Source organism: Vibrio sp. S17_S38 (genome assembly GCF_014694375.1).
Taxonomy (GTDB): domain Bacteria; phylum Pseudomonadota; class Gammaproteobacteria; order Enterobacterales; family Vibrionaceae; genus Vibrio.
The window spans coordinates 51230-71155 of the sequence record NZ_JAAUWW010000005.1 but is presented as its reverse complement, the minus strand read 5'-3'; the positions used below and the strand labels follow the sequence as shown (position 1 = coordinate 71155).

General features: G+C 41.9%; 18 protein-coding genes. 10 read left to right on the top strand and 8 right to left on the bottom strand.

Features of this window, described 5'->3' with window-relative positions; all coding sequences use genetic code 11:
- Positions 1-27: 27 nt before the first annotated feature.
- The 7 genes from sfsA to panC all read left to right on the top strand — a co-directional run bounded on the left by sfsA (position 28) and on the right by panC (position 6166).
- Positions 28-795, top strand: a complete 768-nt coding sequence (gene sfsA, locus HC725_RS05580; protein WP_190330793.1) for a DNA/RNA nuclease SfsA — start codon at positions 28-30, stop codon at positions 793-795.
- 146 nt (positions 796-941) lie between these two features.
- Positions 942-1391: an RNA polymerase-binding protein DksA gene (dksA, locus tag HC725_RS05575; RefSeq protein ID WP_190330792.1), complete on the top strand. Its 450-nt coding sequence runs from the start codon at positions 942-944 to the stop codon at positions 1389-1391.
- Positions 1392-1491: 100 nt separating this feature from the next.
- Positions 1492-2370 carry a tRNA glutamyl-Q(34) synthetase GluQRS gene (gene gluQRS / locus HC725_RS05570; protein ID WP_190330791.1) on the top strand — a complete coding sequence of 293 codons (879 nt, stop codon included), beginning with the start codon at positions 1492-1494 and terminating at the stop codon, positions 2368-2370.
- Between the two features lie 155 nt (positions 2371-2525).
- Positions 2526-3917: a polynucleotide adenylyltransferase PcnB gene (gene pcnB / locus HC725_RS05565; protein WP_190330790.1), complete on the top strand. Its 1392-nt coding sequence runs from the start codon at positions 2526-2528 to the stop codon at positions 3915-3917.
- 2 nt (positions 3918-3919) lie between these two features.
- The gene (folK, locus tag HC725_RS05560; protein ID WP_446751351.1) at positions 3920-4408 is read left to right on the top strand and encodes a 2-amino-4-hydroxy-6-hydroxymethyldihydropteridine diphosphokinase; all 489 of its coding nucleotides are present in this window, start codon (positions 3920-3922) and stop codon (positions 4406-4408) included.
- Positions 4409-4480: 72 nt separating this feature from the next.
- Positions 4481-5275, top strand: coding sequence for a 3-methyl-2-oxobutanoate hydroxymethyltransferase (gene panB, locus HC725_RS05555; RefSeq protein WP_190330788.1), 795 nt, complete (start codon positions 4481-4483; stop codon positions 5273-5275).
- A gap of 9 nt (positions 5276-5284) precedes the next feature.
- Entirely contained in the window at positions 5285-6166 is an 882-nt protein-coding gene (gene panC / locus HC725_RS05550; RefSeq protein ID WP_190330787.1) for a pantoate--beta-alanine ligase, read from the top strand.
- A gap of 150 nt (positions 6167-6316) precedes the next feature.
- Here panC and HC725_RS05545 read toward each other — a convergent pair whose 3' ends face one another.
- Both HC725_RS05545 and HC725_RS05540 read right to left on the bottom strand, forming a co-directional pair.
- Positions 6317-7087 carry an ABC transporter permease gene (locus HC725_RS05545; protein ID WP_190330786.1) on the bottom strand — a complete coding sequence of 257 codons (771 nt, stop codon included), beginning with the start codon at positions 7085-7087 and terminating at the stop codon, positions 6317-6319.
- Entirely contained in the window at positions 7087-8043 is a 957-nt protein-coding gene (locus HC725_RS05540) for an ABC transporter ATP-binding protein (RefSeq protein ID WP_190330785.1), read from the bottom strand. Before HC725_RS05540 ends, HC725_RS05545 begins: the two co-directional genes overlap by 1 nt.
- A gap of 95 nt (positions 8044-8138) precedes the next feature.
- On the opposite strand from HC725_RS05540, the gene can reads away from it, so the two are divergent.
- Complete coding sequence (can, locus tag HC725_RS05535) at positions 8139-8816, top strand: carbonate dehydratase (protein WP_190330784.1); 678 nt, start codon at positions 8139-8141, stop codon at positions 8814-8816.
- A 223-nt stretch (positions 8817-9039) separates the two neighbouring features.
- Here can and hpt read toward each other — a convergent pair whose 3' ends face one another.
- Entirely contained in the window at positions 9040-9570 is a 531-nt protein-coding gene (gene hpt, locus HC725_RS05530; protein WP_190330783.1) for a hypoxanthine phosphoribosyltransferase, read from the bottom strand.
- 236 nt (positions 9571-9806) lie between these two features.
- Here hpt and HC725_RS05525 point away from each other — a divergent pair, with 236 nt between their 5' ends.
- The gene (locus tag HC725_RS05525; protein WP_190330782.1) at positions 9807-10421 is read left to right on the top strand and encodes a TetR/AcrR family transcriptional regulator; all 615 of its coding nucleotides are present in this window, start codon (positions 9807-9809) and stop codon (positions 10419-10421) included.
- A gap of 126 nt (positions 10422-10547) precedes the next feature.
- On the opposite strand, the gene lpdA is transcribed toward HC725_RS05525, so the two are convergent.
- From lpdA to ampD, 5 genes are all read right to left on the bottom strand, one after another.
- Positions 10548-11975 (bottom strand): dihydrolipoyl dehydrogenase, encoded by a 1428-nt coding sequence (gene lpdA / locus HC725_RS05520; protein WP_190330781.1) that lies wholly within the window; start codon positions 11973-11975, stop codon positions 10548-10550.
- Between the two features lie 292 nt (positions 11976-12267).
- Positions 12268-14157 (bottom strand): pyruvate dehydrogenase complex dihydrolipoyllysine-residue acetyltransferase, encoded by a 1890-nt coding sequence (gene aceF / locus HC725_RS05515; RefSeq protein ID WP_190330780.1) that lies wholly within the window; start codon positions 14155-14157, stop codon positions 12268-12270.
- 60 nt (positions 14158-14217) lie between these two features.
- Positions 14218-16884 (bottom strand): pyruvate dehydrogenase (acetyl-transferring), homodimeric type, encoded by a 2667-nt coding sequence (gene aceE, locus HC725_RS05510; protein ID WP_190330779.1) that lies wholly within the window; start codon positions 16882-16884, stop codon positions 14218-14220.
- 52 nt (positions 16885-16936) lie between these two features.
- Positions 16937-17704: a pyruvate dehydrogenase complex transcriptional repressor PdhR gene (gene pdhR / locus HC725_RS05505; protein WP_190330778.1), complete on the bottom strand. Its 768-nt coding sequence runs from the start codon at positions 17702-17704 to the stop codon at positions 16937-16939.
- A 407-nt stretch (positions 17705-18111) separates the two neighbouring features.
- Positions 18112-18660 (bottom strand): 1,6-anhydro-N-acetylmuramyl-L-alanine amidase AmpD, encoded by a 549-nt coding sequence (ampD, locus tag HC725_RS05500; protein ID WP_190330777.1) that lies wholly within the window; start codon positions 18658-18660, stop codon positions 18112-18114.
- A 312-nt stretch (positions 18661-18972) separates the two neighbouring features.
- Here ampD and nadC point away from each other — a divergent pair, with 312 nt between their 5' ends.
- A complete protein-coding gene (nadC, locus tag HC725_RS05495; RefSeq protein WP_190330776.1) occupies positions 18973-19893 on the top strand; it encodes a carboxylating nicotinate-nucleotide diphosphorylase in 921 nt (306 codons plus the stop codon).
- Positions 19894-19926 lie beyond the last annotated feature (33 nt).

The following is a 19926-nucleotide window of genomic DNA, read 5'->3' as shown; positions in this document are numbered from 1 at the left end:
AAGCTCAGGATTCAATATAGGAAGTCCATGAAATTCACGCCCCCTTTACAACCCGCCACCTTAATTAAACGGTATAAACGATTTTTAGCCGATGTGACTCTACCGAATGGTGATGAAAAAACGATGCATTGTGCCAACACGGGAGCAATGACCGGGTGCGCGGAAACAGGAAACGCCATTTGGTATTCCTCATCCAGTAACCTAAAGCGCAAATATCCGAATAGCTGGGAAATTTCAGTCAATTCACAAGGGCATCATATTTGTATCAATACGGCTCGCGCGAATGCATTAGTGATTGAAGCAATTGAAAATGGTCAAATATCGGAACTAAGTGGCTATTGTGAATTAAAAGCCGAAGTCAAATACGGCGACGAAAACAGCCGAATCGATATTTTACTGAGTTCAGAGGCTCGCCCAGCATGCTATATCGAAGTAAAAAGTGTGACGTTATTAGATGAAGACCGCTCAGATTCTAATAATAACCAATCAACTGACGGTAGAGCTGATGGTAGAAATAGCGGCCAAGGTTATTTTCCTGATGCTGTTACCACCCGTGGACAGAAGCATCTACGCGAATTAATACAAATGGTCGAATCTGGACACCGAGCTGTGCTTTTATTCGCAGTATTACACACGGGTATTACTCGCGTTTCAGTTGCTCATCATATTGATGCAAAATACGCACTATTATTAGATCAAGCAAGAAATGCTGGCGTTGAAGTCTTATGCTACACGGCGAGTATTTCACCACTTGAAATCAGCCTAACCAATCGTATTGAGTTTATTGGTAGTTGATTAATATTACATCAAGAAAATACCAATCTACATAACAAGAATCACATTCGATTACAGATTCATTTGCCAAGCAAACCGCTTTCTGCTATATGTACGCCCCTCAATTAGTCAGCCATTGACTAAGGAAGAGTAAGTAGGAGCGCTGTATGCCAGAATTAACCACAAAAAAAACGCTAGGCACTCTAGCCATTGCGGGTGTTGAACCGTACCAAGAGAAAGCTGGTGAAGAATACATGTCGCCAGGACAGGTGGAACACTTCTCTATAATTTTAAAAGCGTGGCGCGATCAGCTTCATGGTGAAGTGAACCGCACAATGACTCACATGAAAGATGAAGCCGCAAACTTCCCTGATCCAGTCGATCGCGCTTCTCAAGAAGAAGAGTTTAGCTTAGAGCTTCGTAACCGAGATCGTGAACGCCGCCTAATCAAAAAAATCGAAAAAACGTTAATGAAAATTAAAGATGACGATTTTGGTTTCTGCGATTCATGCGGTATCGAAATCGGCATTCGCCGTCTTGAAGCTCGTCCAACTGCCGATCTTTGTATCGACTGTAAGACATTAGCAGAGCTAAAAGAAAAGCAAATGCAAGGCTAAGAGCCCATACCCAGTTTTGAGAATCGAGAGGTGACGTTGTTCCCTCTCAATTCTCGAAGCAGAGTAACTCATCTCATATTAATGTCTCGTAATAAGCTTTATGTCTAATTATATTGGTCGTTTTGCCCCTTCCCCTTCCGGACCATTACACTTTGGCTCCATCGTTGCCGCTTTAGGTAGCTATTTTCAAGCAAAATCACAACAAGGCCAATGGCTAGTTCGCATGGAAGATCTCGATCCGCCTCGAGAAATGCCGGGAGCTGCTACATTAATCCTAAAAACATTAGAAGCTTATGGTCTGCACTGGGATCAAGATGTTATCTATCAAAGCCAGCGTCATGATTATTATCAACAAAAGATTGATCAGTGGCTTAATTCCGGCTTAGCCTATTATTGCCAATGCACTCGTAAACAAATAAAGCAATCTGGTGGTTTTTATCAAGGATATTGTCGCACTCTAGGATTATCATCACCTGATGGCTGCGCGATCCGTTTAATTGTGGATGAACCCATTACTCAGTTTCACGATCAAAAACACGCCATCATTCAAATTCAGCCCGATCTAGCCAAAGAAGATTTCATCATCAAACGCCGTGATGGGTTATTTGCTTATAATCTTGCCGTGGTGCTTGATGACATTGACCAAGGCATCACCGAAGTAGTACGCGGCGCGGATTTAATCGAGCCAACAGGCCGTCAAATTAACTTATATCGTTATCTTAATCATACCGAGGTCAGCTACCTGCACTTACCTTTAGCAGTCAATGAGCACGGTGATAAACTATCGAAACAAAATCATGCTCCTGCGGTTGATCTATATAATCCAAAACCTGTCATTTTATTCGCGATGCAATTTCTTGGATTTACCTTACCCGATGATTTTCAATCCGCTAACATAGAACAGATTCTTGCTTGGGGTTGCCAACATTGGCACATAAGCCAGCTACCAAATTCATTGTCAGCACCTTGCCCATTCTAAAATCATCGAACCTGCGCTATTATGTGCGAAATTTTTAGCCTTGAAGCTATCCATCAAGGTTTATGAGTTGTGATCCCAAAACCACTTCAAGTGTGAAAATTGCATCATGACAAAGAAAATAACCGAGGTGAGCTATCTTTACTCAAGCAGTTAATTTGTGCCGCAAGATTTTTGCGCCAACAAGTAAAAACGAACACAGCTCAAATGGAGAAGTTAAGCTGAACATTATTACTCGCCAAGAGCATCCTATCTCTCGTTCACATATTAGTGATAACGCGCTTAAAGTGCTGTATCGATTAAGTAACCACGGCTACGATGCATTCTTAGTCGGTGGTGGCGTTCGTGACATATTATTGGGTAAAGAACCTAAAGACTTTGATATAGCGACCAACGCTACACCGGAACAAATCAGAGCGCTATTTCGTAACTGCCGCTTAATTGGCCGTCGATTTCGTTTGGCTCATATCATGTTTGGACGTGACATTATTGAAGTCGCTACCTTCCGTGGTCATCATCAAGAACCAGAAAAAAATCAATCGGCTCAATCGAAAGAAGGCATGTTACTTAGAGATAACGTCTACGGCACGGTTGAAGAAGATGCAGAGCGTCGTGATTTCACCATTAATGCGATGTATTACAATATTGCCGATTTCAGCATTCATGATTACGCTAATGGTGTTCAAGATTTAAATGCGGGCATTATCCGTATGATTGGCGATCCTGAAACTCGTTACCGTGAAGACCCAGTTCGTATGATCCGCGCGATTCGCTTCGCGGCAAAGTTAGGCATGAAAATTGCCGATAATACCGCCAAGCCGATTAAACCATTAGCGCATTTATTATCGGAAGTACCTTCTGCACGTTTATTTGAAGAGTCATTAAAACTGTTGCAAGCAGGCCAAGGTTTAGCAACCTATAAGCTACTACGTGAATATCAATTATTTGGCACGTTATTCCCGAGTGTTTTACCTTACTTTACTGAAGATGATGCCGATCAAGGCCATGCATCAAAAGTAGAGAAAATGATCGAGATCGCCCTTCGCTCAACCGACAAACGCATCAATGATGATAAACGCATTAATCCCGCGTTCATGTTTGCAGCTTTCTTATGGTACCCATTACAAAGCCATGCTGAAGAGCTAATGCGTGAAAAATCACTCAGCTATTACGATGCGATCATGGCAGCCGGCAATCATATTATGGATGAGCAAGTCAAAAGCTTAGCGATCCCTCGCCGTCACACTGCCACCATTCGTGATATTTGGCAGCTACAATTACGTCTAACGCGCCGTACAGGGAAGCGTGCTTTCCAAATGCTGGAGCTCAACAAATTCCGTGCAGGTTTTGATATGCTTGAAATGCGCGGTGAAGTGGAAGGTGGTCAAACACAAGAGTTGGCCCAATGGTGGCATGAGTTCCAAGACGCACCCGCCGTTCATCGCCAAAATATGGTGCAACAGCTTGGAAATCCACAACCGACAGGCCGCCGTAAAAAGCGAACTTACGCGAAACGTAAGCCCAGTGTGAAAAAGGCTTCATCAGAATGATCATGACGAATACCGTCTATATTGCGATAGGCAGTAATCTTTCAGATCCAGTAGCTCAAGCTAAACTGGCGATTGAAACGCTAAAACAACACCCTGATTTAGAACTAATCGCCTGTTCTTCGTTGTATTCCAGCACGCCGATGGGGCCTCAAAACCAACCCGATTACATCAATGCAGTCGCGCAAGTTAAAACTGCCTTATCACCTTTAGATTTGCTCGATTGCACGCAAGCTATTGAACAGCAACAAGGGCGAGTACGCAAAAATGAACGTTGGGGGCCTCGCAGCCTAGATTTAGATATTATTCTTTATGGTAATGATGTCATTGAGAATGAGCGACTTACCGTTCCTCATTACGGTATGAAAGATCGAGAGTTCGTATTATACCCACTGTTTGAAATTGCCCCTGATTTGCAATTGCCTGATGGAACGAAGCTCGCCTCATTATTACCTCTAATTGACAGTAACGGACTCAATATTTGGCATGCGTAGAAGTAAGACGCTTATTTTCAGTGAATACGTCAACTTCTAGCAAATACACCAATTTCAAATAAGGACTCAATCATGAAAAAAGTATCGATTCATACTTTAATTAAGTGGAAACAAGAAGGGCATAAATTTGCGACCTCAACCGCTTATGACGCCAGTTTTGCTCAATTATTTGAACAGCAACAAATGCCATTATTATTAGTCGGCGACTCTTTAGGCATGGTACTACAAGGCGAAGACAGCACCCTGCCCGTCACGATTGACGAACTGGCCTATCACACGCGTTGCGTCCGCGCTGGTAACAAAACTAGCCTTCTTGTCTCCGATATGCCATTTATGACTTATGCAACGCCAGAGCAAGCTTGCCAAGAAGCTGCAAAGCTCATGCGCGCGGGTGCTAACATGGTTAAGCTTGAGGGTGGTGAATGGTTAGTTGAAACCGTAAAGAAGCTTACTGAACGTTCGGTTCCTGTTTGTGCTCACCTTGGTTTAACCCCACAATCGGTTAATATTTTTGGTGGATTTCGTATCCAAGGTCGCGATCACGACAAAGCAGAACAAATGGTAAGAGATGCATTATCACTACAAAATGCCGGCGCGCAATTACTTGTGTTAGAATGCGTCCCAACCGCCCTTGCAGAACGCATCACCTCCGCATTACACATCCCCGTAATCGGTATTGGCGCTGGCAATAAAACCGATGGGCAAATCCTAGTCATGCACGATATGTTTGGTATTTCAGCCAACTATATGCCGAAATTCTCCAAGAACTTCTTGGCTGAAACTGGCAGCATGGCGCTCGCTATTGATAAGTACATTCAAGATGTTGAAGCCGGAACCTTTCCTGGCATCGAACACAGCTTCGAATAAGGAAAAAATATGCAAACTTTTGCTGATGTAGTTTCATTAAGAGACCAGCTAAAAAGTGCTCGCCGTGATGGTCGCCGTATCGCTTTCGTTCCAACCATGGGCAACTTACATGAAGGTCATCTAACTTTAGTGCGTAAAGCACGTGAACAAGCTGACCTTGTTGTCGTGAGTATTTTTGTCAATCCAATGCAATTTGAGCGTGAAGATGATCTAAATAATTATCCGCGTACGCTTGAAGATGATCTCAGCAAACTCAACAGTGAAAGCGTCGATTTTGTTTTCACTCCAACGCCTGAAATCATGTATCCAGAAGGATTAGACAAACACACTTTTGTCGAAGTTCCTAGCTTATCGCACATGCTAGAAGGCGCCTCACGTCCGGGGCATTTTCGCGGTGTCAGCACTATCGTGACTAAGCTATTCAATATTGTTCAACCTGATGTCGCCTGTTTTGGTGAGAAAGATTTTCAACAGCTCGCGGTGATCAAAAAAATGGTCATTGATTTAGCGTTAGATATTAATGTGATTGGCGTACCAACCGTTCGTGAATTAGATAACCTTGCCATGAGTTCTCGTAATAGTCGTCTAACATTGAGTGAGCGTCAACGCGCACCAGTGCTAGCTCGGACTATGCGCTGGATTGGCAGTCAGATGCGTTGTGGACGCAATGATTACCCATCACTAATTGAAGATGCAACCGATCAGCTACGTGCCGCGGATCTTGAACCTGATGAAATATTTATTCGTGATGCGAATACGTTACAACTGGTCAATGAAGACAGTACTCAAGCAGTAGTATTAATGTCTGCATATCTTGGGCAAGTACGTTTAATCGATAATACTATCGTTGAATTATCAAATATAAATAGCTCAGATGGCGAAGAGGAATAAGCATTTTAGGCTACATCAACAAAACCCTGATACACCGAGAAGATTGAACTCCAATTACTGCTACCGCCATTAAAAAAGGCCATAACCTCATTATGAAGTTGTGGCCTTTTTAGTTTAAAACTCAAAACTGCTATTTAGAGCTATTCACTTCTAGCTCCTAAGCCCTATCCCTCTTGAAATCAAGTTATAGGCCAGTGCGTACATCACTGCAATAAATACGAACAACACACTAAAAGACGTCATAATCCCTACATCCGACACACCTAAAAACCCGTAACGGAAGGCGTTAACCATATACACGATGGGGTTGATTTTAGACACTCCTTGCCAAAATTCAGGTAACAAGTTAATCGAGTAAAATACGCCGCCCAAGTAAGTTAATGGGGTTAACACAAAGGTTGGGATAATTGAAATATCATCAAAAGTCGTAGCAAATACCGCATTAATTAACCCGCCAAGTGAAAATACAATTGAGGTTAAGAATACAATCGAAATGATGATAAACCAGTGATGAACATGGAGATCAACAAAGAACATCGATACACACGTCACTAAAGCACCGACCATCAAACCACGTACAACACCGCCCATAACATGCCCAAGAATGATGATGTGATGTGGCACTGGGGCCACTAACAACTCTTCAATATTCTTTTGGAATTTAGCACTGAAAAATGAAGACGCCACATTCGAATAGGAATTGGTGATGACAGACATCATAATAAGGCCTGGAACAATGTATTCCATGTAGCTAAAGCCATTCATTTGTCCGATACGTGAGCCTATCAAATTACCAAAAATAATAAAATACAGTGTCATCGTAATAGCTGGCGGAACGATCGTTTGTACCCAAATACGCATAAAACGACGAATTTCTTTACTGACTAAACTTTTAAAAGCCGTCCAATATAACTCTGCCATTACTTTGAATCTCCTTGCACAGGTTCATTTTTACTGCCGCTATCATTTTTTCCATTACGAACAATAGTGACAAATAGTTCTTCTAAACGGTTGGCTTTATTACGCATAGAAAGCACTTCTATTCCTTGCGCCGTTAATTGCTCAAACACTTTACTTAAACCTTGGGTTTTATCTATTTCCACTTCTAAACTAGTGGGATCAAAATGAGTGATTTTAGCTTGCTCAAGTTTTGGTTGTTGTTCGGTTTCAACAATATCCAAGATAAAGGTCTCGACGGTAAGCTTATTTAATAGCGCTTTCATCGAGGTATCTTCAATCACTTCACCACTATTAATAATGCCGATATTGCGGCACAGCATTTCAGCTTCTTCCAAGTAATGAGTCGTCAGAATAATAGTGACGCCTTCTTGGTTAATTTGCTTCAAGAATTCCCACATAGAGCGGCGTAGTTCAATATCTACACCAGCCGTTGGCTCATCAAGGATCAACAGTTGAGGCTCATGCATTAGTGCACGCGCAATCATTAAGCGGCGTTTCATACCACCAGATAAGTTACGAGCACGTTCATCACGTTTTCCCCACAAATCGAGTTGCGTTAAATACTTTTGTGCACGAACTTTAGCCAGTTCAACTGAAACACCATAGTAACCTGCTTGCTGCATTACGATTTGTTGAACAGTTTCAAAAGGGTTGAAGTTAAATTCTTGTGGCACTAAGCCTAACTGTAATTTCGCCTTAACCAGATCAGTATCAATATCATGACCAAATACTTTCACTTGGCCTGATGTTTTGTTTACCAGTGAGCTAATCACGCCAATTGTCGTCGATTTACCTGCACCATTTGGTCCAAGCAAAGCATAAAAGTCGCCTTTATTAACATTAAGTGAAACCCCTTTTAAGGCTTCCACTCCACCCGCATAGGTTTTGCGCAAATTTTTAATTTCTAATGCATACATAGTTTATCTTTCATCCATTTGGTAAATAGATCACAAATCGGATTTGATTTTTGATGATTTTGTGTATAGTAAAGCAGGTTAACGAGGAATGTAACATGCCAGATATAAAACAATTATTTCAAAACAACTCAACGTGGGCAGAAAAAATAAAGTCCGAACGTCCAGAGTTTTTTAACAAATTAGAAGAATCTCAACACCCTGAATACCTATGGATAGGCTGTTCAGATAGTCGAGTACCTGCAGAGCGTCTCACCGGCCTGTATTCCGGCGAGTTATTCGTCCATCGCAACGTCGCCAACCAAGTCATACATACCGATTTGAATTGCCTGTCTGTTGTGCAATATGCGGTTGACGTTTTAAAGGTCAAACACATTATCATCTGTGGTCATTATGGTTGCGGCGGCGTTCAAGCTGCGATTGATAATCCTAATCTTGGATTAATCAATAACTGGCTACTGCACATCCGAGATTTATACTTAAAACACCGCAATTGGCTTGGCCAGCTTCCTAAAGAGCAATGGGCCGACAGATTGTGTGAAATCAACGTAGCCGAACAAGCATATAACTTAGGTAACTCAACGGTTTTACAGCAAGCTTGGGAACGCGGACAAAAAATTGAAATTCACGGTTGGTGCTATGGTATCCGCGACGGTGTCTTAAATGATCTCGGTGTTCGCTGTCATAGTAGAGAAAGTTTAGAAATCTCCCATCAAGCTTCCCTTGCTAAAATTTTATCGATAGATCTTCCAGAAGAAGATTCAAATAAAATCTAGCGATAAGATTTGAATTCTAAGTGACTTAAACTTAAACCTCACCAGTAAAATACAAATAAAAAGAGCGCCTTTTGGTCGCTCTTTTTTATTGTCGAGCCGCATCAACAAGACTAGCGGATCTTAGGATAGGATTCTAATGACCTAAATGCATGTTGAGTATAACTGCAACGAATACCTCTAAAATAAAGCGGTAATCAAAGCCTTTAAATTACCATATCAACAATTATTCTTGAGGGACAACTTTTCCAATATAAGGCAAGTGGCGGTAATTTTGTGCGTAATCGATTCCTACACCAACCACAAACTCATCGGGAATTTCAAAACCGATCCACTTAGCATCAACTTCGACTTCACGACGAGAAGGCTTATCAAGTAATGTACAAATTTGAATAGAGTTTGGTTCACGAATTTTTAGAATGTCACATACTTTACTTAAGGTGTTACCAGTATCAATAATATCTTCAACTAGTAAAATATCCATTCCCTTAATATCATCATCTAAATCTTTTAGAATACGGACATCACGCGTACTCGTCATGCCATTGCCGTAACTTGATGCCGTCATAAAGTCGATCTTATGATTCATACCAATAGCGCGTGATAAATCAGCCATAAAGACAAATGAACCACGTAATAAACCAATCACAACAAGATTTTCAGATCCTTGATAATGCTCAGCAATAGACTTCCCTAAGACTTTTGTTCGATCTTGTACATCCTGTTCAGAGATCATTACTTCAACTGTATGTTTCATATCTTTCTCAATAGTTAGATTTTATCGTTATTAATAATAACTGAAATAATGCCAGTAAAATTAACAAAGGCCACATTCTACCATTGCTAAACGTATTCGTTAACTTTTTCACCAAACACACTCCAAGCTGTATGAATTTTATTCAGATTGACACTCAAATAGACAGCGGTAAACTCATTCACATAACAACTATAACAATGAATTAATATTTCACCTGTTTATTTTAGGACTATAATATGGACTTATTGACCAAACGCTCAAGAACGAGACTGTCGCCTGAAAAAAGAAAAGTACAGCTATTAGAAATTGCCATCGAAGTATTTGCCAAGCGAGGCATAGGGAGAGGAGGTCATGCTGATATCGCCGATATCGCCCAAGTTTCGGTTGCCACCGTGTTTAATTATTTCCCCACTCGTGAAGACTTAGTTGATGAAGTTCTTACCAATGTAGAGCAACAGTTTTCTTACTTCCTCAAAGAAAATATCGATACCACACTACCGGTGAAAAAAAACCTCTCAAATCTTTCTAATCGCTTGGTGGATCTGGTTCTAGAAGATACTCAATGGATTAAGATTTGGTTTGAATGGAGCACATCGACACGTGAAGAAGTTTGGCCATTATTTGTTTCCATCCACAGCGAGCATCAAAAATACTTCCGTGAAATGTTCTGTAATGCCATCAAAAATGGCGAACTTTGTGGTGATCATAGCCCAAGCAATATCGCCAAGTTATTCCACGGTATTTGCTACGCAATCTTTGTACAAGCTAACCGCCAACCAGATAAAGAATATTTAACCAAACTCGTTAACAGTTTCTTAGATATGTTGTGCATTTATAAAGAAAAGGATTAGATTTCGTTCTTCATATCCGAGATAACATCAATGTAGCTCTTAACAGAAAAGGCCGTATGATCTCGCGATCATACGGCCTTTTATGCTGATTCGTCACTTAACTTTCAAATGACGAATTCCGCTTTATTATTTTTTACGCTTTACTGCTTTCGCATTTGGAAGGTCTGTAATAGTCCCTTCAAATATTTCAGCGGCCATACCAACAGACTCGTGCAACGTTGGGTGAGCGTGAATTGTCAATGCAAGATCTTCTGCATCACAACCCATTTCAATCGCAAGGCCAATTTCACCTAGCAATTCACCACCGTTAGTACCCACGATAGCACCACCGATAACACGATGAGTATCTTTATCGAAGATAAGCTTAGTCATGCCTTCTGCGCAATCAGAAGCGATTGCACGGCCTGATGCAGCCCAAGGGAAAGTAGCCGTTTCGTAGTTAATGCCTTCCGCTTTTGCTTCTTTCTCAGTTTTACCAACCCACGCAACTTCTGGTTCCGTGTAAGCAATTGAAGGGATAACTTTAGGATCAAAGTAATGTTTCTTGCCAGAAATAACTTCTGCTGCCACGTGGCCTTCATGCACGCCTTTGTGAGCCAACATTGGTTGACCAACGATGTCACCGATAGCATGAATATGAGAAACGTTAGTACGCATTTGCTTATCAACATTGATAAAGCCACGTTCATCTACTTCGATGCCCGCTTTTTCTGCGTCCATTAGCTTGCCATTAGGAACACGGCCGATAGCAACAAGAACAGCATCGTAACGTTCAGCTTCTGCTGGCGCTTTTTTACCTTCCATTGAAACGTAGATTCCATCTTCTTTCGCTTCAACAGCTGTTACTTTAGTTTCAAGCATTAAGTTGAATTTATCTTTGATTTGCTTAGTGAATACTTTCACTACGTCTTTATCAGCCGCAGGGATCACTTGATCAAACATTTCAACTACATCGATTTGAGACCCTAGAGAGTGGTACACCGTACCCATTTCTAGACCGATAATGCCGCCGCCCATAACAAGCATTTTCTTAGGCACTTCTTTCAATTCTAGCGCGTCAGTTGAATCCCAAATACGTGGATCTTCATGCGGAATGAAAGGTAATTTAATTGGGCGAGAACCCGCTGCAATAATCGCGTTATCAAAAGTGACTGTTGTAGTTTCTTCACCAACCACTTCAAGGGTATTAGCACCAGTAAATTTACCGAAACCATTTACCACTGTTACTTTACGCATTTTCGCCATACCAGCTAAGCCGCCAGTAAGCTGAGTAATCACTTTATCTTTCCAAGAACGAACCTTGTCGATATCAGTTTGAGGCTCACCAAACACAACGCCGTGCGCTGCCATTGCTTTTGCTTCTTCGATAACTTTAGATACGTGCAACAATGCTTTTGATGGGATACAACCCACGTTTAGACAAACACCACCAAGTGAACTGTAACGCTCAACAATAACAGTTTCTAAACCTAAATCTGCACAGCGAAATGCTGCTGAGTATCCAGCAGGACCTGCACCAAGTACCACAACCTGGGCTTTAATTTCTTTACTCATTTTGACCTCGTTATAGTCATTATTCCTGACAAGCTGACGATTCTCACTTTAACAATTCAGAACAATAAATATTCTAATGACAACAAGTGAGTGTGAATTACCGAATTCAGAATTAACAACAGTTTATCGACTTGTTAACCGTCTGAAAAGTCATTCACGTTAGCCTGTGAGCTAGACAACATTCTTTATCTTTTTGAGTCTTATCGCGCCTTTTTCCATACTGGTTTTCGATGCAATAAGCCGAAATGTATAAAAAATAAGGTGGCTGCTTGGCCACCCTATTTCCATTCAATTACAACACTAAACGACGGATGTCAGACAAACAGTTGTTTAGGTAAGTAATGAATCGCGCACCTTCTGCACCATCGATCACGCGGTGATCGTAAGAAAGAGAAAGTGGAAGCTGTAGGCGTGGTTCAAATTCTTTACCATTCCATACTGGCTTAATTTCAGATTTAGATACCCCTAGAATACCTACTTCTGGTGCGTTCACGATTGGAGTAAACGCAGTACCGCCGATACCACCAAGGCTAGAAATAGTGAAACAACCACCTTGCATATCAGAAGACGTTAATTTACCTGAACGTGCTTTCTTAGAAATCACAGCCAGCTCTTCTGATAATTCGTAGATGCCTTTTTTGTTTACATCTTTGAATACAGGAACCACTAGACCATTTGGCGTATCAACCGCAATACCAACGTTCACATATTTCTTCAAGATGATGCTTTCGCCGTCATCAGAAAGAGAAGAGTTAAACGATGGGAAGGCTTCTAATGCTTTTGCAACGGCTTTCATGATGAACACAAGAGGTGTGATTTTCATTCCAGTATCGCGTTTTGCTTCAATTGCATTTTGTTCTTTACGGAACGCTTCTAATGCAGTGATATCAGCATTGTCCCACTGTGTAACGTGCGGGATCATTACCCAGTTACGATGCAGGTTAGCACCAGAAATTTTCTTGATCTTAGAAAGTTTCTGTACTTCAGTTTCACCAAACTTGCTGAAATCCACTTTTGGCCAAGGAAGTAGACCAAGACCTGCGCCGTCACCTTTACCCGATGCCGCAGCACCAGACTCAAGACGTTTAAGCGCTGCTTTCACGAAGTCTTGTACATCTTCTTTCAGGATACGGCTCTTACGACCTGATCCTTTTACTTTAGCAAGGTTAACACCAAACTCACGAGCAAGACGACGAACAACAGGAGATGCATGTGCATATTCGTTGTTGTCTTGGAAATCACCCGTTGAAGCAGGTGCTGGAGCCGCTGCTTTTGGTGCTGATTGTGCAGGAGCTGCTGATGCTGCTTGAGCTGGAGCCGATGCTTGTGGTGCAGGTGCTGCGCCAGCTACTTCGAATACCATAATAAGAGAGCCAGTTGACACTTTATCGCCAGCCACAATCTTAATTTCTTTTACTACGCCAGCAAATGGTGCAGGAACTTCCATTGATGCTTTGTCGCCTTCAACAGTAATAAGAGATTGCTCTTCTTCTACTGTATCGCCAACAGCAACCATAATTTCAGTCACTTCAACTTCATCACCGCCGATATCAGGTACGTTCACGTCTTTAGAAGCAGATGCAACAGGTGCTGCGGCTTGAGCAGGAGCAGCTTGCTCAGCGGCCGGTGCTGCTGGAGCAGAACCAGAGCCCGCGACTTCAAAAATCATGACTAATGAACCAGTTGAAACGGTATCACCAACGTTGATTTTAATTTCTTTTAGAACACCAGCGAAAGGTGCTGGTACTTCCATTGAAGCTTTATCGCCTTCAACAGTAAGAAGAGATTGCTCTTCTTCGATGCTGTCACCAATAGCAACCATGATTTCAGTTACTTCAACTTCATCACCACCGATATCAGGAACATGAACTTCTTTTAGTTCTGCTGCAGCTGGAGCGGCTACTGGAGCAGACTCAGCTTTTGGTGCTTCAGCTGCTGGAGCCGCTGCGCCTTCTGCTTCAAAGACCATGATAAATGAACCAGTCGATACTGAATCACCTACGTTAATTTTGATTTCTTTTACGATACCCGCTTGAGGAGCCGGTACTTCCATTGAAGCTTTATCGCCTTCAACGGTAATAAGAGACTGTTCTTCTTCAACCTTGTCGCCAACGCTAACAAGAATCTCTGTTACTTCAACCTCATCGGTACCAATATCAGGTACATTAATTTCGATTGTCATTATTCTTTCCTATTAAAAGATTGATTGCAGCGATCATCTAGACCACTGCAATCAATTGGATTATGCGTATAGCGGGTTGATTTTATCTGCGTCGATGTTGAATTTAGCAATTGCTTCAACAATCACTGATTTTTCAATATCGCCACGTTTTGCAAGTTCAGTCAGAGCTGCAACCACAACATAACCTGCATTCACTTCAAAGTGAGTACGTAAGTTGTCGCGGCTATCTGAACGACCAAAGCCATCAGTACCAAGTACTTTATAAGACTCAGATGGCATGTAAGCACGAACTTGTTCTGCGTAATTTTTCATGTAATCCGTTGCAGCGATTGCTGGCTCAGAGCCAAGAACCGTTGAGATGTAAGCCACTTTTTCTTCTGCTTCTGGGTGAAGCATGTTGAAGCGCTCAGCATCTTGACCATCACGAGTCAATTCGTTGAAAGAAGTCACAGAGAACACATCAGAAGCAACACCGTAGTCATCACTTAAGATTTGCGCCGCTTTACGTACTTCGTTCATGATAGTACCAGAACTCATCAATTGAACTTTACCCTTCGCACCTTCGTAAGATTCTAGTTTGTAGATACCTTTACGAATGCCTTCTTCCGCGCCTTCTGGCATGGCTGGCATATGGTAATTTTCGTTCATCACGGTTAAGTAATAGTAAACGTTCTCTTGCTCAGGACCATACATACGATGGATACCATCTTGCATGATTACCGCTAACTCATACGCAAACGTTGGATCATAAGAGATACAGTTTGGAATGGTGTTCGCTTGAATATGCGAGTGACCATCTTCGTGCTGTAGACCTTCACCATTTAGCGTAGTACGACCAGCAGTAGCACCCAATAGGAAGCCACGAGCTTGTTGGTCACCCGCCATCCACGCCATGTCACCAACACGTTGGAAGCCGAACATAGAGTAGTAAATGTAGAATGGGATCATTGGAAGATCGTTGGTGCTGTATGAAGTCGCCGCAGCAACCCATGAAGACATAGCACCTAACTCATTGATACCTTCTTGTAGAACTTGGCCTGATGTTTCTTCTTTATAGTAAGAGACTAAGCTGCGATCTTCTGGAGTGTATTCTTGACCTTGGTGGTTATAAATACCCACTTGACGGAATAGACCTTCCATACCGAAAGTACGTGCTTCATCGGCAATGATAGGAACAATGTTCTTACCAATGTTTTTATCTTTAAGAAGAATATTTAAAGTACGAACAAACGCCATCGTAGTTGATATGTCACGTTTTTGCTCAGTCAGTAATGCATCAAACTCACTTAACTCAGGTACTTTAAATTCTTGAGTAAACTTAGGTAAACGTACAGGTGTGTAACCATGTAGCGCATCACGACGAGCGTGTAAGTAAGTGTGCTCAGCAGAACCTTCTTCAAGAGTTAGATAAGGAAGTTCTTTTACTTTCTCATCAGATAAGATGTCTTGCAGACCTAAACGATCACGTAAATAAAGAACATGTGTCATGTCCATTTTCTTCACGCCGTGTGCAATATTTTTACCTTCTGCAGCTTCGCCCATGCCGTAACCTTTAACAGTTTTAGCAAGGATAACCGTTGGCTTACCATTGGTTTCTTGAGCAGATTTGAATGCAGAGAATAGTTTAGATGAATCATGACCACCACGCTTAAGCGCGAAGATTTCGTCATCAGTCATATCCGCAACAAGTGCTGCTGTTTCAGGGTACTTACCAAAGAAGTGTTCACGAACGTAAGCACCATCTTTTGATTTAAAGGTTTGGTAATCGCCATCGACGGTTTCGTTCATCAATTGCAGTAATTTACCTGTGGTATCTTTCGCAAGTAGAGCATCCCAATTGCTACCCCAGATAACTTTAATTACATTCCAGCCTGCGCCTTTGAACAAACCTTCAAGTTCTTGAATAATGCTACCATTACCCATAACTGGGCCATCAAGGCGCTGTAAGTTACAGTTGATAAGGAAACATAAGTTATCAAGCCCTTCACGTGAAGCGAAAGAAATACCACCGCGTGATTCTGGCTCATCCATCTCACCATCACCAAGGAACGCGTAAACACGTTGGTTGGTTGTATCTTTAAGACCACGGCCGTTCAAGTACTTCAAGAAGCGAGCTTGATAGATAGCAGCCATTGGACCTAAGCCCATAGATACCGTTGGGAACTGCCAGAATTCAGGCAATAATTTTGGATGCGGGTAAGAAGGCAAGCCGTTACCGGTTGATTCTTGACGGAAGTTGTTTAGCTGCTCTTCAGTTAAACGACCTTCAACGAATGCACGTGCATAAATCCCTGGAGAAATATGGCCTTGGTAATAGACTAAATCGCCACCATCCGTTGCATTTGGAGCACGGAAGAAATGGTTGAAACAAACTTCGTAGAAAGAAGCTGCAGATTGGTAAGACGCCATGTGGCCGCCAAGATCCAAATCTTTTTTCGATGCACGCAATACGATCATGATGGCATTCCAACGAATGATCGAACGAATACGACGCTCAATGGTGATATCACCAGGATATGCCGCTTCTTGCGTTGGTGGAATGGTGTTTATGTAGTTTGTGTTAATGCCCGTTGGCATATCAACACCACCTAAACGTGCTTTATCAAGAACTTGCTCTAATAAATATTGAGCGCGTTCTACACCTTCTTCACGTACCACTGATTCAAGGGCTTCTAACCAATCTTGAGTTTCCAGTGCATCAACGTCATTATTCATGACTTCAGACATGGCGATCTATCCTTCTGTTGGTTTATGAGACAAGTTAACTAATTAACCGGCCTTAAGATTCATTGGCTTGTTGAATTCGGCGTAACGAACGCTCGCGTCGACTCTCTTCTCGAGTCAAATCCAACAAAGTCTCTTCAATGTAAGCCAAGTGTGCATGCGAGGCTTTACGAGCTTTTTCTGGCTCGCGGTCAAGGATCGCTTGAACAATATTGGCACGGTGATCACTCACCTTATCTACCACTTCATCGCGACGATGAAGTAATTCTAAATTCTGTAAAACATTTTGTTCTAACAAGGGAGCAAGGCTACGAATAATATGAAGTAACACCACGTTATGAGCCGCTTCAGAGATGGCAATAAGCACCTTCATGACCGCGCTAGATTCTTGTTTAATATCTTTATTTTCGATTGCTATTTCGACATTACGTTGGCACTCAGAGATACGTTTGAAGTCTTCCTCTGTTCCACGTAGTGCTGCAAAATAAGCTGAAATCCCTTCCATTGCATGGCGAGATTCTAATAAGTCGAGTTGTGTTTCTGAATGTGTCGATAACAATTCTAGTAGTGGTTCGGAAAAAGACGTCCATAAAGTGCCACTAACAAAAGTTCCACCGCCCTGTTTACGTGTCAGTAAACGTTTTGCTTCTAGACGCTGAATAGCTTCACGAATTGAAGGACGAGACACATCAAACTGTTTGGCTAACTCACGCTCTGGTGGCAACTGCTGCCCCGGAGAAAGTGTACCTTCGACAATCAGCCTTTCTAATTCTTGTTCAATCACATCAGAAAGTTTTGGCTGACGAATTCGTTGATAAGCCATAATGCAATCTTGTCCCACTAAGTTGGATGTAAATTGGTAATACCAATTACCAAGAGCACAAAAATTTTACAGAATCCCAACGCCCCTGTCTAGTCAAAACTTGATTCAAATCATAGAACGCACTTGGCGTTAACTACGGATTAACAATTTCACTTTAAAACACCAATAACATTGGTAATACCATTTAATAAAAACCAAACACAAAACACCTCTTTATGAGTATTTTATATTTCGTGTTTATCTTTCTATGAAAAGCGTGACAAAGATCGACATCGTATTAACAAAAGTTCGATTAAAAATAAGGATGTAGATAAGAAAGGTAACGCCGTTTTATTGCAATTATGTAACAAATAAAAATATAAATGCACCATAACGTTCAGAAGATGCTTCAATTTAGAGGAGAGTCATCACACTTCTAGCATCTTCCGAAAACGCCGCCAATCAAACACCAGCCCAGGGTCAGTTTTACGTAATGGAGCAATATATTGGTGCCCAGTAATTCTAGGTAAAGTGATATCAGGATAGGATCTCATGATCGCATCAGTCACGTTGGCTAGCGCTTGATATTGCTCTTTGCTGTAAGCATCAAAATCCGTCCCTTCAAGTTCTATGCCTATCGAATAATCATTACAACGATCCACTCCGGCAAAGCTTGATTTCCCCGCATGCCAAGCACGAGCATTAAACGGCACAAATTGAATAACTTCTCCATCACGTCGAATAAAGCAATGCGCCGACACGCCCATATTATGGATTACCTTAAAAAATGGGTGTTCATCAGGATTCAGCTTACCCGTGAAAAATTGCTCGACATACGGCCCTCCATACTCCCCTGGAGGTAAACTAATGTTATGTACAACCAGCAATGAAATCGGAGAGTGATCTGGGCGCTCATCAAAAAATGGCGATGGGATCTGTTTTATGCCTTTTAGCCAATGATCGGAAATGATGAGCATGATGAATCCTTATGTAATGAGTCATTAATTCTGTCTAAAAGTAAAATGAAGTCAATAAATTTGCAGCACCGCATCATGATTGTTCTTTTTATTTATCGGATTTACCTAACGCTACACCCAAAGTAATTGGAGTTGCAGTGAGGCGACAAGTGAGCGAAGCCCCATGAGCTTAGCTTGCCTAAGTGATTGGGGGAGGGAACGCTGTCAACAAAACTGCAGTTTCAAGTAAGACGGGTATAGAACCAAAGGGCAAAATTGAAGTATCATAATAGCCTCTCATTCTACTCCTTTTCTCAATAGGATCTCGTCAGCATGAAAAGCACTCACGATTCACAATCTCGCCTTGAATATCTAAAACAACAACTACCAGAACAAATCACTCGTATGGTGAGTGATGCATTAAAAGAAGATCTTGGCGGCACGCTTGATCCTACTGCTGATATTACCGCCAGTTTAATTCCAGCCGACGCCACCAACACCGCAACCATCATTACCCGAGAACATGGCATTTTTTGTGGTCAAGCATGGGCAGATGAAGTGTTCAAACAATTAGGTGGTGAAGTTCATATCAAATGGCATGTAGCCGATGGGAATGTGGTTGAACCAAACCAAACTTTGTGTACATTAACAGGTCCTTCACGCGCACTATTAACCGGTGAGCGTAATGCCATGAATTTTATTCAAACGCTATCTGGTTGCGCCACATTAACCGCTCAATATGTAAAAGAATTGCAAGGCACCGATTGCCGTTTGCTTGATACGCGTAAAACCATTCCGGGTCTGCGCAGCGCTCTCAAATATGCCGTTACTTGTGGTGGTGGTTTTAATCATCGTATTGGTGTTTTCGATGCTTATCTCATTAAAGAAAACCACATCATCGCTTGTGGCGGAATTGAAAAAGCCATCGCAACGGCAAAAGATCTCAACCCCGGTAAACCAGTTGAAGTAGAAACCGAATCGCTGCAAGAATTAGAACGCGCCATTCGTGCTGGCGCCGATATTGTCATGCTGGATAATTTCACCAAAGCCATAATGATTGAAGCGGTGGAACTCAATAAAAAAATAGGTGAAGAACAAGGTTTAGAATCGGGCCCTGCCGCGTTAGAGAACTCAGGCAATATTACGATTGAAACCTTAAACGAATACGCCAGCACCGGAGTCGATTACATTTCAGTGGGCGCATTAACTAAGCATATCAGAGCTATGGATTTATCCATGAGAGTGATTGGCTAGGCTCATAACCCTAACGCGTCATTCCGTACATGA

Excerpts from the sequence above, each read along its gene's own strand:
- HC725_RS05525 (WP_190330782.1), top strand. The coding sequence starts at position 9,807 with ATGGACTTATTGACCAAACGCTCAAGAACGAGACTGTCGCCTGAAAAA.
- nadC (WP_190330776.1), top strand. The coding sequence starts at position 18,973 with ATGAAAAGCACTCACGATTCACAATCTCGCCTTGAATATCTAAAACAA.
- hpt (WP_190330783.1), bottom strand. The coding sequence starts at position 9,570 with ATGAAACATACAGTTGAAGTAATGATCTCTGAACAGGATGTACAAGAT.
- gluQRS (WP_190330791.1), top strand. The coding sequence starts at position 1,492 with ATGTCTAATTATATTGGTCGTTTTGCCCCTTCCCCTTCCGGACCATTA.
- lpdA (WP_190330781.1), bottom strand. The coding sequence starts at position 11,975 with ATGAGTAAAGAAATTAAAGCCCAGGTTGTGGTACTTGGTGCAGGTCCT.
- HC725_RS05545 (WP_190330786.1), bottom strand. The coding sequence starts at position 7,087 with ATGGCAGAGTTATATTGGACGGCTTTTAAAAGTTTAGTCAGTAAAGAA.
- folK (WP_446751351.1), top strand. The coding sequence starts at position 3,920 with ATGACGAATACCGTCTATATTGCGATAGGCAGTAATCTTTCAGATCCA.
- dksA (WP_190330792.1), top strand. The coding sequence starts at position 942 with ATGCCAGAATTAACCACAAAAAAAACGCTAGGCACTCTAGCCATTGCG.
- aceF (WP_190330780.1), bottom strand. The coding sequence starts at position 14,157 with ATGACAATCGAAATTAATGTACCTGATATTGGTACCGATGAGGTTGAA.
- HC725_RS05540 (WP_190330785.1), bottom strand. The coding sequence starts at position 8,043 with ATGTATGCATTAGAAATTAAAAATTTGCGCAAAACCTATGCGGGTGGA.
- panB (WP_190330788.1), top strand. The coding sequence starts at position 4,481 with ATGAAAAAAGTATCGATTCATACTTTAATTAAGTGGAAACAAGAAGGG.
- can (WP_190330784.1), top strand. The coding sequence starts at position 8,139 with ATGCCAGATATAAAACAATTATTTCAAAACAACTCAACGTGGGCAGAA.
- ampD (WP_190330777.1), bottom strand. The coding sequence starts at position 18,660 with ATGCTCATCATTTCCGATCATTGGCTAAAAGGCATAAAACAGATCCCA.
- sfsA (WP_190330793.1), top strand. The coding sequence starts at position 28 with ATGAAATTCACGCCCCCTTTACAACCCGCCACCTTAATTAAACGGTAT.
- aceE (WP_190330779.1), bottom strand. The coding sequence starts at position 16,884 with ATGTCTGAAGTCATGAATAATGACGTTGATGCACTGGAAACTCAAGAT.
- pdhR (WP_190330778.1), bottom strand. The coding sequence starts at position 17,704 with ATGGCTTATCAACGAATTCGTCAGCCAAAACTTTCTGATGTGATTGAA.
- panC (WP_190330787.1), top strand. The coding sequence starts at position 5,285 with ATGCAAACTTTTGCTGATGTAGTTTCATTAAGAGACCAGCTAAAAAGT.